This is a genomic window from Streptomyces sp. RFCAC02 (assembly GCF_004193175.1).
Taxonomy (GTDB): domain Bacteria; phylum Actinomycetota; class Actinomycetes; order Streptomycetales; family Streptomycetaceae; genus Streptomyces.
Window position 1 is genome coordinate 4,296,191 of sequence record NZ_SAUH01000001.1, and the last position, 12,186, is coordinate 4,308,376.

Consider the following 12,186-nt stretch of genomic DNA (forward strand, 5'->3'; position numbering starts at 1 on the left):
CGCTCCCACTGTCCTATCGTCCCACGATCGGGTGATCACAGCTCACCCGGGCGGAGTACGGCCCGGCGCTCCGCCCGGTACGCCCCGCGAGCGGCGACAATCGAGGGCATGGACGACACCGACGCCGGCACGCCGCTCGGCCCCGGCGATGCCGCACGGCTGCGCACCCTGCGCCGCATGAAGGCCGTCGCGACCGGCCTGCTGGTCCTCGTGACCGTCGTGTACGCCCTCGCGACCTGGGCCGAGCACCACGGCGCCGGCGCGTGGGCCGGGTACGTCGCCTCCGCCGCCGAGGCCGGCATGGTGGGCGCGCTGGCGGACTGGTTCGCCGTGACCGCACTCTTCCGGCACCCGCTCGGCCTGCGTATCCCGCACACCGCGATCATCCCGACGAAGAAGGACCAGCTCGGCCAGTCGCTCGGCGACTTCGTCGGGGAGAACTTCCTCGCGGCCGGCGTCGTCCGCGACCGGCTGGCCGCCATCGGCATCGCCGGCCGGCTCGGCACCTGGCTCGCCCGCCCCGAGAACGCCGAACGCGTCACCCGCGAGCTGGCCACCGCCGTCCGCGGCGGGCTGACCGTCCTGCGCGACGCGGACGTGCAGGCCGTCCTCGGCGAGACGATCACCCGTCGCGTCGCCGCCGCCGAGGTCGCCCCGCACCTCGGCCGCCTGCTGGAGCGGACCGTCACGGACGGCGGGCACCGCAGGATCGTCGACCTCTTCTGCGCCCAGGCGCACGACTGGCTGGTGAAGCACCGCGACGCCGTCCTCACCGCCGTCGAGGGCGGCGCGCCCGGCTGGACGCCGCGCTTCGTGGACCGGCGGGTCGGCGACCGCGTCCACCGTGAACTGGTCCGCTTCACCGCCGAGATGCGCGACGCCCCCGACCATCCGGCCCGCGGTGCCCTGGACCGCTTCCTCACCGACTTCGCCCGCCAGCTCCGCGAGGACCCGGAGACCCGCGCCCGCGTGGAACGCCTGAAGCGCGACCTCGTCGCCCGGCCCGAGGTGCAGGACCTCATCGCCACCGCCTGGGGCGGCGTCCGCGCCATGATCGTGTCGGCGGCCGCCGACGAGGACAGCCCGCTGCGGCGGCGCGCCCGGGACGCGATCGGCGGTGTCGGCGGCCGGCTCGCCTCGGACGCCCGCCTGCGCGCCAAACTCGACGGCTGGATCACCGACGCCGCCGTGTACGTCGTCTCCGGCTACCGCACCGAGATCACGTCCCTGATCACCGACACCATCGCTTCCTGGGACGCCCGGACCGCCTCGCGGAAGATCGAGCTGCACATCGGCCGCGACCTGCAGTTCATCCGGCTGAACGGCACGGTCGTCGGGGCGCTCGCCGGTCTCGTCATCCACGCCGTCACCCGGGTGCTCGGCGGCTGAGGCCGGTAGGATGACCGGCCGAGCGGCCGTGATGGAACTGGCAGTCATGCTGGGTTTAGGTCCCAGTGCGCGCAAGCGTGTGAGGGTTCGAATCCCTCCGGCCGCACTTCGCACGAGTGGCCCGCCGTCACCCGGGTAGCGTGGGGCCGTAATCGACCCGTTCCTCACGTGTCCGCAGGAGGACCGCCATGGCAACCACTCGCACCGCCACGACGAACTGGGAAGGCCCCCTCATGGGCGGCTCCGGCACCGTCGCCCTGAACTCGTCGGGCGTCGGCACGTTCGACGTCACCTGGGCGTCGCGGGCCGAGGAGCCGGGTGGCAGGACCAGCCCCGAGGAGCTGATCGCCGCCGCCCACTCGTCGTGCTTCTCGATGGCGCTCTCCCACGCGCTGGCCGGCGCCGGCACCCCGCCCGAGACCGTGGAGACGCAGGCGGACGTGACGTTCCAGCCGGGTGAGGGCATCACCGGCATCGTCCTGCGCGTCAAGGCGCGCGTGCCGGGCCTGTCCGCCGAGGACTTCACGAAGGCGGCCGAGGGCGCGAAGGCCAACTGCCCCGTCAGCAAGGCCCTCGCGGGCGCCCCGATCTCGCTGGAGGCCGAGCTCCTCTCCTGACCCGCACCCCACCCGGGCCGGGCACCCCGCGCCCGGCCCGGCACGGCCGGTCCCCGGATTGACGGAAACACCACCCCTGTCTCCTCCGGCCCTCCCGCTCCCCGTGTCGGCGGGGGAACCCCTGCCGTGCGGGTGGTCGTTCATGGAGGAGACTGCAGCGGAGCGTCCGGTGCCGGGGCAGGCCCGGTCCGATCCCCCCGAGAGGTGTCCCATGGCTGGTGTCGTGAAGATCAACGTCCTGACTGTTCCCGCTGAGCAGCGGGAGGAGCTGGAGCGGCGGTTCGGTGCGCGTGCCGGGCTCGTCGAGAGCGAGGACGGGTTCGAGTGGTTCGAGCTGCTCCGGCCCGTCGAGGGCACCGATCAGTACCTCGTCTACACCCGGTGGCGCAGCGAGGAGGACTTCCAGCGCTGGGTCGAGGGATCCATGCGGCAGGCGCACAGCGGGGGCGGCCGGCCCGCCGCGTCGGGGGCGACGCTGTGGTCGTTCGACGTCGTCCAGCAGGCCGGGCCGAAGGCCACCGGGCAGGACTGAGCGCGGAGGCGGGCGGACGGCGCGCCGCCCGCCCGTCCGTCACAGCGTGAGCGACAACAGGGCGGGGGCTGCCTGGCGGTTGAGCGCCTCGGCGGCCATCCGCAGACGGTGGGCCTGTCCGATGGGGAGGGACAGCGCGAGGCAGCCGACGGACGCGCCCGCCGTCAGCGGCACCGCCGCGCACAGCGTGCCGACCGCGTACTCCTGGATGTCGAGCACGGGCACGGTGGCGGGCTGCCGGTCGAGCGTGCTGAGCAGGACCCGCGCGTCCGTGATGGTGCGGGAGGTCAGGCGGGCCGCCTTGTGCCGGGACAGGTGGTCCTGGCGTCCCTCGTGGTCGAGCTGGCTCAGCAGGCACTTGCCGATGGCCGTGGCGTGGGCGGCCGACTTGAACGCCACCCACTCGTTCACGCCCGGCAGGGACGGCGCGGCCGAGGTGTGCGGCACCTCCAGCTCACCGTCCCGGTACTGGCCGAGATACACCGCGGCACCCACCTCGTCGCGCAGGGCGTCGAGGGTCTGCTGCAGTTTCTCGAGCCGCACGCGACGGCGGCTCTCGCCGCCCGCGCCGAGCTTGAGCAGCGCCTCGCCCGCGGCGTACCCGCCGTCGTCGAGCCGCCGGATGTAGCCGTCACGGTCGAGCACGCGCAGCAACTGGGCGAGCTGGACCGCGGGCAGCCCCGTACGGCGGGCGAGCTCGTCCTCGCGGAGCCCGTCGGGGTGCACGGCCACCGTTTCCAGCAGCCGCATGGCGTACCGCACGGAATGGAACGGGGTGGTCCGCCCGGACATGATCGCCACTGTCTCCTCCTGCCCGCGCCGGTCCGGTGAGCGGCTGGGTCCAGCGTAGCGACGAACGCGCCCCCGTGGCGGTGGGTTCCGGCCCTTTCCCGCGTACGGCTTGACAGCGCGGGCACCGGCCACCGCGCCGCGGCCCTCCCCGACCTGTGGGGGCGGAGAGGGCCGCGGCGCGGTGCGGGGGCGTCAGAGCACGGTGCTCAGGAACTCCCGCGTCCGGCTGTGCTCCGGGTCGCTGAAGATCTTCTCCGGCGTACCGGACTCCACGATCCGTCCCTGGTCGAACATCAGCACGGCGTCGGACACATCGCGCGCGAAGCTCATCTCGTGCGTGACGCACAGCATCGTGATGTCCGTCGAGTGCGCGATGTCCCGCAGCACGTCCAGCACCCCGGCGACCAGTTCGGGGTCGAGCGCGGAGGTCACCTCGTCGAGGCACAGGACCTGCGGCCGCATCGCCAGCGCCCGCGCGATCGCGACACGCTGCTGCTGGCCGCCGGAGAGCTGGCTCGGGTACTTGTCGAGGTGCTCGGTCAGGCCGACCATCTCGATCAGTTCCCTGGCGCGCTGCTCCGCCTCGTCCTTCGGCAGGCCGAGAACGTGGACCGGGGCCTCCATGACGTTGCGCAGCACCCGCATGTTCGGGAACAGGTTGAACTGCTGGAAGACCATGCCGATCTTCTTGCGGACCTCACGGACATGCTTCTCACCGGCCTTGACCAGGCGGCCGTTGCGCTCCTCGTGGGTCAGGCAGTCGCCGTCCACGCGGATCGTGCCCTCGTCGGGGCGCAGCAGCGTCATGAGCAGGCGCAGGATGGTGGTCTTGCCCGACCCGGACGGCCCGATCAGGGTGACGTGCTTCCCCGCGTCCACGGAGAAGTCGAGCCGGTCCAGGACCGTCTGGCCGCCGAACCGCTTGGTCACCTGCTCGAAGCGGACCAGTTCGGTGCCACCCGCACGGCTCACCGGGGCCGCGTCTGCGACCGCGCCGGGCGTGAGCGCCGGCTCGGGCACGGCGCCCGCGTCGTCGGACTTGGGAATCTCGGGGGTATCAGCGGGTGATGGCAAGACGACGCTCCAGAAATCTGATCAGCAAAGAGGCCGGGTAGGCGATGACGACGAAGGCGATGCCGACGATGGCGTACGCCTCCTGGTGGGAGAAGATCTCGTTGCCGAAGCTCTTGGCCTCCCCGAACATGTCGAGCGCCCCGATGAGGGCGATCATGGGGGAGTCCTTCAGCATCGAGATCACGTAGTTGCCGAGGGCCGGCACGACGCGCCGGATGGCCTGCGGCAGGATGACGGCGCGCCACGTGCGGCCGCGGGGCAGGCTGAGCGCCGTCGCCGCCTCCCACTGGCCCGCGGGCACGCCGTCGATGCCCGCGCGGTACACCTCGGCGGTGTAGGTCGAGTAGTGCAGCCCGAGGCCGATGATGCCGGTGGTCAGGGAGTCCATGCTCGGACCCCACTCGGGCAGCACGTAGAACAGGAAGAACAACTGGACCAGCAGCGGCGTGTTGCGGATGAACTCCGTCACCGCGTTCACGGGCCACCGGATCCACCGGACCTGCGACCGCTGCGCCAGCGCCCACACGAGGCCCAGCGCGAACGCGATCAGCGTGCCGAACAGCAGCGCCTCCAGCGTCAGGACGACACCGTCCCAGAACCGCGGCATGAAGGCGTCGACGTTGTCCCAGCTCCAGTTCATCGGGCACCTCCCGCCGTGAGCGCGCCGGAGCCCTCACCGGCGTCCTCCCGCAGGCCGCGCCGCAGCAGCCCGCCGCGGGGCTCCGCCTGGCCGACGCCGGCCTTGGCGCGCCTCTCCAGCACGCGCATGCCGCGGGTCATGACGAAGGCGATGATGAAGTAGAGGACGAGGAGCAGCGTGTAGATGGGCGCGCTCTCGTTGCTGCCGAGGCGCACGAGGTTGGCCGCGTAGGTCATGTCCGGGACCGTGATCGCGGACACCAGGGCCGTTCCCTTGAGCAGCTCGATCAGCAGGTTGTTGAAGGGCGGCATCATCTCGGGCCACGCCTGCGGTATCTCGATGCGCCACAGCCGCTGCGTCCGGCTGAAGCCCAGCGCGACCCCCGCCTCGCGCTGTGCCACCGGTACGGCCGCCAGCGCGCCGCGCACCACCTCGGACCCGTAGGACCCGTACGTCATGCCGAGCACGAGGATGCCCGCCCACATCGGTACGAGCTGCCACCGCAGCAGCAGAGGTACGGAGAACACGGCGAAGAACATCAGGACCAGCGCCGAGGTACCGCGGAAGAACTCGAAATAGGCGCCGGCCAGGAATCGGACGATCCACAGCCGGGAGGTCCGCAGCGTGCCGATGACGAACGCCACGACGGCGGCCAGCACGGCGCTGAGGACGGTCACCTGGACGGTGATCCAGATGCCCGGGAGGAAGTAGTTGGTGAGCATGCCCTCGGTCATCATCGGCACAGCTCCTCGGCGGTGAGGTCCGTCATCTCGGCCTCGGTGAAGCCGAACGGGCGCACGGTCTCCAGCAGCTCGCCGCTCTCCTTGATCGCGTGCAGCTCCTCGTTGAACGCGTCCCGCAGGTTCTGCTCCGAGAGACGGAACGCGAAGCCGCCCGCGCCGAGCGCCGGCTCGCCGTCCACCATCGGCTGGAACGGTTCGCTGGCCTCCGCGCGGTTGCTGCCCTCCGTGACACCGGTGACGGTGACGTTCGTGCCCGCGAAGGCGTCCACACGGCCCTGGGCCACGGCGTCGAGGCCGGCCACCTGGTCGGGGAGGATCAGGACCTTGCTGCTCGGGATGCCGTTCGCCTCGGCGTACCCGATCTGGGCGTACGCCTGGCCGGTGGCCATGGTGAGGCCCTGCTCGGCGATGTCCTCGTAGGTCTTGATGTTGTGCGGGTTGCCCGGGGCCACGATGAAGGCGTCGAGCATGAGGAAGTCGGGGTCCGCGAACAGCACCTGCTCGCAGCGGGGCGGGTTGATCGTCATGCCGGCCGACACCACGTCGAACTGGTGTGCCTTGAGGCCGGGGATCAGCGCGCTGAACTCGACCGGCACCGGGGTGACCTTGTCGATACCGAGGCGCTCGAAGATCACCTTGGCGACCGACGGCGCCTCGCCGGTCGGGTTGCCGTCGTCGTCGATGTAGCCGAACGGCGGCTCGTTCGCGATGCCGACCTTCACCTCGCCGCGCTCCCGCAGCCGGTCGAGCAGATTCCCCCCTTCGACGGTCCCCTCGGCGGCGACCCTGCTGCAGCCGGCGGCGCCCAGGGCACCGAGCGCGGCCATGCCGGCGAGGAGCGAACGTCTGCTGATTCCGCCCCGTGTCCTGTTGTATGTCCGAATTGTTCTCATCGGTGGAGCCATGGCGGCGCGGCTACCCAGAACATTGCGATGTATGCGAGTCCTTTTCGGTCGGGGGGGAAGGTGATCGGGCGGACCGACCGATCACGCAGTACGAGGAGGCTGGACGACATGGCCGACGCCGAAGCCGGCGCCGCACCCGCGGCGGCACGCGTGGACCGCTTCATCACCGTCTCGCTGGACCGGCGCAACGTGAGCTGCACCGCCCGGCTGCTCACCGAGCGGGCGCCCGTCACCTGTGCCGCGGTGTGGGACGCCCTCCCGCTCGGGGGTGATGTGTATCACGCCAAGTACGCGCGCAACGAGATCTACACCCTGGTGCCGACCTTCGCGCCGCAGGAGCCGCCGCTGGAGAACCCGACGATCACCCCGATCCCGGGTGACCTGTGCTACTTCACCTTCACCGACACGCAGCTCGGCACCTCGTCCTACGGCTACGGCGACGAGGCCGCCCACCGCACCCGCTCCACCGTCGTCGACCTCGCGCTCTTCTACGAGCGCAACAACCTCCTGATCAACGGCGACGCCGGCTGGATCCCGGGCATCGTCTGGGGCACGGTCGTCGACGGCCTCGACCGCATGGCCGACGCCTGTCAGGACCTGTGGCGCGCCGGCGCGCTCGGCGAGACGCTCAGTTTCCGGCGCGCTTAGGGTCTGTCCGGCGGGTCCTGTCGCGAGACAGGCAAGAGCCGCCGGACACCCTAGGTCCGGGCCGGGGCGGGCGGCGGTGCGGGTACCCCGGCCGCGCCAGCCGCGTACAGCGCGTGCGCCGCCCGCAGCACGGTCGTGTCCGCGTGCCGCGCGGCCACGATCTGCAGCCCGGCCGGCAGCCCGTCGGCGTCCAGCCCGCAGGGCAGGGACGCGGCGGGCTGCTGCGTCATGTTGAACGGGTAGGTGAACGGCGTCCAGTCCGTCCAGCGGGTCATCCCCGAGCCCGCGGGCACCTCGGCGCCGGCCTCGAACGCGGTCAGCGGCATCGTCGGCGTCACCAGTACGTCGAACCGCTCGTGGAAGGCGCCCATCGCGCGCCCCGCCGCCATCCGCACGTCCACCGCCGCCAGGTAGTCCAGCGCCGAGTACCGCGCGCCGGCCGCGCGGATCTCGGCGAGCCCCGGGTCGAGGGCCGCCGCCCCTGCGGCGTCGAGCCCCTGCGTGACCCGCGCCGCGCCGCTGAACCACAGCACATGGAACGCCTCCCGCAGCACGTCGAGCGGCGGCAGCGGCGGGTCGGTCTCGGTCACCTCCGCCCCCAGCTCCGCCAGCCGCTCCACCCCGCGCCGCACGGCGGCGGCGACGTCCGGCGCCACCTGCTGCCCCGGCCACACCGACGGCGAGTACGCCACCTCAAGGCCCCGCACGGCCGCCGCCGCGCCCTCGGAGTCCGGCGCCAGAGCCGCGGCGAAGCCCCCGCCGGCAGCCGGGGCGAGCTGCGACCAGTCCCGCGCGTCGGGCCGCGCGATCACATCCATGAGCAGCGCCGCGTCCGCGGCGTCCCGCGTCATCGGCCCGACGTGCGCCAGCGTCCCGAACGCGCTCGCCGGGTACAGCGGCACCCGCCCGTACGTCGGCTTCAGCGCGAAGATCCCGCAGAACGACGCCGGGATCCGCACCGACCCCCCGCCGTCCGTCCCGAGACTCAGCGGCCCGGCGCCGGCCGCCACCGCGGCGGCGCTGCCGCCGCTCGACCCGCCCGCCGTCCGCGCCGGGTCGTACGGATTGCCCGTGACACCGGACAGCGGCGAGTCCGTCACGCCCTTCCAGCCGTACTCCGGCGTCGTCGTCTTGCCGAGGATGACCGCGCCCGCCTCCCGCAGTCGCGCCACCGCCGGCGCGTCCTCCGTCCACGGCCCGTCCCCGGCCGGCACCGCCGCCGAGCCCCGCCGCGTCGGGTGCCCGCGCTGCAGCAGGATGTCCTTCACCGTCACCGGCACCCCGTCCAGCGGGCCGGCCGGCTCACCGCGCAGCCAGCGCCGCTCCGCGGCCCGTGCCGCCTCCAGGGCGCCCTCGGGATCGACGAGGACGAACGCGTTCACCGCCCCCTGGACGTCGTCGGCGCGGCGCAGCGCCGCCTCGGCCGCCTCGACCGGCGACAGGGAGCCCGCGGCGTAGCGTTCGGCGAGCCGGGCGGCGCTCAGCGCGGTGACCTCGGTCATCGGATCATCAGTCCTTCCGTCCGTCGGGCGGTGGCGCCGCCGGTGCGTCGGCCGGGACGTAGCCGAGCCGTTTGTCGACGACGTTGAACAGCGGCTCGCCCGCCAGCCAGCGCTCCGCGTTGTCCTGGAACTGCTCGGCCAGGTCGTCGCGCCAGCCGACCGTGTCGCCGCTCATGTGCGGCGACACGAACAGCCCCGGCGCCGACCACAGCGCGCTGTCCGGGGGCAGCGGCTCCGTGGCGAACACGTCGAGCGCCGCCCGCGCGGGACGCCCGGCCGCGAGCGCGGCCGCCAGGTCGTCCTCCACGACGTGCCCGCCGCGCCCCACGTTGATGAACGCCGCCCCGGGCCGCATCGCGGCGAACGCCGCCGCGTCGAACATGCCCGTCGTCCCGGCCGTCAGCGGCGCCGCGCAGATCACCCAGTCGGCGCCGCCCAGCAGCCCGTGCAGCTCATCGGCGGCCCGTACGCCGTCCCGCGCGCGCCGCCCCACCAGGACCACGTCCATCCCGAGCGCCGACAGCACCGCGGCGATCCGCCGCCCGATCGGACCCGACCCCACGACGACGGCCCGGCCGCCCGCGACCTTCACCGTCTCCCGGTGCCGCCAGCGGCGTTCGCGCTGCAGCTCCCAGGTGCCGAGCAGGTCCTTCGCCATCGCCAGGACGAGCCCCGCCACGTACTCGGCGATCGGCTGGTCGAAGACGCCGCGCGCGTTGGTCAGGACGGTGTCGGAGCCGACCAGGCCGGGGAACAGCAGCCGGTCCACGCCCGCGCTCGCCGTGTGGACCCAGCCCGGCCGGCTCCCCGGCGGGGGCCAGGCGTCGCGCACCGCGTCCGACAGGAAGTCCCACACCAGGAGGGCGTCCGCCCCCGGGAGCAGGCCGGGCAGTGACGCGGCGTCGGCCCGCACCACCTCGACACGGCCGGCGATGCGGTCCAGCCGGGCCGGCGGATCGGCGTCCAGCACGACGACGCGGGGCGGCGGCCCGGCGGCACCGCGGCCGGGCGGGGGCGGAGGAAGCGCGGAGGACGTCATGGCCGGGAAACCATTTCGAAACCCTTGTCTGGTCGGCTGAGGCGCAGGATTGACCACGGTAGGAACCAGACCTACCTTCGTCAACGCGGGCATCTTCGCCCACGGTTGCCGCTCCCCACGGCCGGGACAGCTCCACGCCCCCGGAACCGTCCCCACAACTCAGCGCCACGACCCAGCCCCTCCGTCAGGTGAATCGGGGTACCTCATGGATGTCTCCTTCCTCGGCGGCCCGCAACCGCAGGCCGGCGTCGGCGTCGTCGCTCCCTTCGACTTCGCGCTCGACCGCGAGCTGTGGCGGTGGGTGCCCGACGACGTGTCACTGCATCTGACGCGGACGCCGTTCGTGCCCGTCGAGGTCAGTCTCGACCTGGCGCGAATGGTCAGCGAGCACGAGACGCTGCGCGCCGCCGTCGGCACCCTGTGCGCTGTCTCCCCGGAGGTCGTCGCGTACGCCTGCACGTCCGGCAGCTTCGTCAGCGGGGTCGCCGGCGAACGCGCCATGCGCGCGGCGATGGCGCAGGCCGGCGGCATGCCGGCCGTGACCACCTCGGGGGCACTGCTCGACGCGCTGGGCGAACTCGGCGCCCGGCGGATCGCCGTCGTCACGCCGTACACCAAGTCGGTGACCGACGCCCTGGAGGTCTACCTCGCGGAGGCCGGCGTCCAGGTCACCGGCCGCAGCTACCTCGGCCTCACCCGCGAGATCTGGCGCGTCGCCTACCGCGATGTCGTCGACATGGCGCGCGCCGCGGCCGTCGGGGCGCCCGACGCGCTGTTCATCAGCTGCACCAACCTCCCGACGTACGACGTCATCCCGCAGTTGGAGGCCGAGCTCCGCATGCCGGTCGTCTCGGCCAACCAGGTCACCGTCTGGGCCGCCCTCCGCTCGCTCGGCAAGGAGGCCGTCGGCCCCTACCAGGCGCTCCTCGATCCGGCGGCCAGGAGAGGTCCCGCGTCCCTGCCGCCCGCCGTCCCCGCCCAGCCGGCCGCCCCCGTGGCGCCGCCCGTCCCCGCCGTGGCGGTCGCCCCCGTCGCCGTGCCGCAGGACGCCGCCGACCCCGCCGAGACCGACATCGTCCCGCAGGACGCGATCGACCCGGCCGCGCCCGACGACGACCGCTGAACCCGCCCGGAAAGGAGCGCACCACCATGACCGCGATCGCGGGATTCCTCTACCCGGGGCACTCGGCGGAGGACGACTTCCCCCGCATGGAGAAGCTGTTGAACGACGCGGGGGCGGCCGTCCGCCTCCCGCTCGTCCACACCGACATCGGCACCGACGCCCACCGCGTCGACGCGCTGCTGGAGATGGGCTCGGTCGACCGCCTCACGGCCGTCCTGCCCGACCTGACCGCCCAGGGCGCCGAGGCGGTCGTCTGGGCCTGCACGAGCGCCAGCTTCGTGTACGGCAGGGAGGGCGCGGGCGACCAGGTGACCCGCCTCGCGGCGGCGGCCGGACTGCCCGCGTCCAGTACGTCGTTCGCCTTCGCCCACGCCCTGCGCGCCATCGGCGCCCGGCGCGTCACCGTGGCCGCGACCTACCCGGACGACGTCGCGGCGCTGTTCGCCGCCTTCCTGCGCGACGGCGGCGCCGAGGTCACCGCGGTGCGCGGCAGCGGCATCATCACGGCCGCCGAGGTCGGCACCTGGGGCCGTGACGAGGTCCTCGCCCTGGTCCGCGAGGGCGACGACCCGACGGCCGACGCCGTCCTGCTGCCGGACACCGCCCTGCACACCGCCGCCTGGCTGCCCGACCTGGAGGCCGCCGCGGGCAAACCCGTCCTGACGGCCAACCAGGTGACCGCATGGGAAGGGCTGCGGCTTCTCGGCCACCCCACCGGTCCGTGCCCCCCGATGGGGACCCTCTTCAGCGCGGGCCGGGCGCCGGACGTCAGCTGAGGCGCTCCCGCCGCGCCTTGCCGCCCGCCCGGAGAGCGTGCAGCGCCACACCGTGCCCGGACGCGGTCCTGACGGCCTCCTCCCAGGTCAGCGCGCGATCGGCCCGCTCGCCCACGGCGAACAGCGGGCCGGCCGTCCGGTCCCCGGCCAGGGTGCCGAGCAGCGCGGCCGTGCGGGCGCCGACGGCCGCACCGCCGGGTCTTGGCCCGCCGCCGTCCGCCGCGCCGTCGGCCGCGTCGGACACGTCGAGGGCGAGCAGGTCGAGGATCCGTATGTCGGTCTCCCACAGCAGCGCCCACAGTGCCCGGTGCACGACGGGCACGGACTCGTCGGTGAGGAGGGCGTCGATGCGGTCGGGGGTCACATGATCGGTTGTCATCGTCATGGCCCGGAGTATGGTGCGCGC

At 73.4% G+C, this 12,186-nt stretch carries 14 protein-coding genes and 1 tRNA gene; 7 read left to right on the plus strand and 8 right to left on the minus strand.

The window, feature by feature from the left end; genetic code table 11:
- Positions 1-99: 99 nt before the first annotated feature.
- The 4 genes from EMA09_RS19960 to EMA09_RS19975 all read left to right on the plus strand — a co-directional run bounded on the left by EMA09_RS19960 (position 100) and on the right by EMA09_RS19975 (position 2,538).
- The gene (locus EMA09_RS19960) at positions 100-1,389 is read left to right on the plus strand and encodes a DUF445 family protein (protein ID WP_346655871.1); all 1,290 of its coding nucleotides are present in this window, start codon (positions 100-102) and stop codon (positions 1,387-1,389) included.
- 22 nt (positions 1,390-1,411) lie between these two features.
- A tRNA-Leu gene (locus EMA09_RS19965) sits at positions 1,412-1,495 on the plus strand.
- Positions 1,496-1,577: 82 nt separating this feature from the next.
- Positions 1,578-2,006 (plus strand): OsmC family peroxiredoxin, encoded by a 429-nt coding sequence (locus tag EMA09_RS19970; RefSeq protein ID WP_129842368.1) that lies wholly within the window; start codon positions 1,578-1,580, stop codon positions 2,004-2,006.
- A 211-nt stretch (positions 2,007-2,217) separates the two neighbouring features.
- Positions 2,218-2,538: an antibiotic biosynthesis monooxygenase gene (locus tag EMA09_RS19975; protein ID WP_129842369.1), complete on the plus strand. Its 321-nt coding sequence runs from the start codon at positions 2,218-2,220 to the stop codon at positions 2,536-2,538.
- A gap of 39 nt (positions 2,539-2,577) precedes the next feature.
- Here EMA09_RS19975 and EMA09_RS19980 read toward each other — a convergent pair whose 3' ends face one another.
- The 5 genes from EMA09_RS19980 to ehuB all read right to left on the minus strand — a co-directional run bounded on the left by EMA09_RS19980 (position 2,578) and on the right by ehuB (position 6,692).
- Complete coding sequence (locus tag EMA09_RS19980; RefSeq protein ID WP_129842370.1) at positions 2,578-3,330, minus strand: IclR family transcriptional regulator C-terminal domain-containing protein; 753 nt, start codon at positions 3,328-3,330, stop codon at positions 2,578-2,580.
- A gap of 192 nt (positions 3,331-3,522) precedes the next feature.
- Positions 3,523-4,302, minus strand: coding sequence for an ectoine/hydroxyectoine ABC transporter ATP-binding protein EhuA (gene ehuA / locus EMA09_RS19985; protein WP_129844146.1), 780 nt, complete (start codon positions 4,300-4,302; stop codon positions 3,523-3,525).
- Positions 4,303-4,387: 85 nt separating this feature from the next.
- A complete protein-coding gene (gene ehuD / locus EMA09_RS19990) occupies positions 4,388-5,044 on the minus strand; it encodes an ectoine/hydroxyectoine ABC transporter permease subunit EhuD (protein WP_129842371.1) in 657 nt (218 codons plus the stop codon).
- A complete protein-coding gene (gene ehuC, locus EMA09_RS19995) occupies positions 5,041-5,781 on the minus strand; it encodes an ectoine/hydroxyectoine ABC transporter permease subunit EhuC (protein ID WP_129842372.1) in 741 nt (246 codons plus the stop codon). The genes ehuD and ehuC overlap by 4 nt, the downstream gene beginning before the upstream one ends.
- Positions 5,778-6,692, minus strand: a complete 915-nt coding sequence (ehuB, locus tag EMA09_RS20000) for an ectoine/hydroxyectoine ABC transporter substrate-binding protein EhuB (RefSeq protein ID WP_129842373.1) — start codon at positions 6,690-6,692, stop codon at positions 5,778-5,780. Before ehuB ends, ehuC begins: the two co-directional genes overlap by 4 nt.
- Before the next feature lie 108 nt (positions 6,693-6,800).
- Between ehuB and EMA09_RS20005 the strand changes: the two genes are divergently transcribed.
- A complete protein-coding gene (locus tag EMA09_RS20005) occupies positions 6,801-7,340 on the plus strand; it encodes a DUF3830 family protein (protein ID WP_129842374.1) in 540 nt (179 codons plus the stop codon).
- 50 nt (positions 7,341-7,390) lie between these two features.
- Here EMA09_RS20005 and EMA09_RS20010 read toward each other — a convergent pair whose 3' ends face one another.
- Both EMA09_RS20010 and EMA09_RS20015 read right to left on the minus strand, forming a co-directional pair.
- Positions 7,391-8,842 (minus strand): amidase, encoded by a 1,452-nt coding sequence (locus EMA09_RS20010; RefSeq protein WP_129842375.1) that lies wholly within the window; start codon positions 8,840-8,842, stop codon positions 7,391-7,393.
- A gap of 7 nt (positions 8,843-8,849) precedes the next feature.
- Positions 8,850-9,881 (minus strand): D-2-hydroxyacid dehydrogenase, encoded by a 1,032-nt coding sequence (locus EMA09_RS20015; protein WP_129842376.1) that lies wholly within the window; start codon positions 9,879-9,881, stop codon positions 8,850-8,852.
- A gap of 205 nt (positions 9,882-10,086) precedes the next feature.
- On the opposite strand from EMA09_RS20015, the gene EMA09_RS20020 reads away from it, so the two are divergent.
- Positions 10,087-11,004 (plus strand): aspartate/glutamate racemase family protein, encoded by a 918-nt coding sequence (locus EMA09_RS20020; RefSeq protein WP_129842377.1) that lies wholly within the window; start codon positions 10,087-10,089, stop codon positions 11,002-11,004.
- A gap of 26 nt (positions 11,005-11,030) precedes the next feature.
- On the plus strand, positions 11,031-11,780 hold the full coding sequence (locus EMA09_RS20025) for a decarboxylase (protein WP_129842378.1): 750 nt from the start codon (positions 11,031-11,033) through the stop codon (positions 11,778-11,780).
- On the opposite strand, the gene EMA09_RS20030 is transcribed toward EMA09_RS20025, so the two are convergent.
- A complete protein-coding gene (locus EMA09_RS20030; protein WP_129842379.1) occupies positions 11,773-12,165 on the minus strand; it encodes a hypothetical protein in 393 nt (130 codons plus the stop codon). The two genes, EMA09_RS20025 and EMA09_RS20030, sit on opposite strands and share 8 nt — an antisense overlap.
- Between the last annotated feature and the right edge of the window lie 21 nt (positions 12,166-12,186).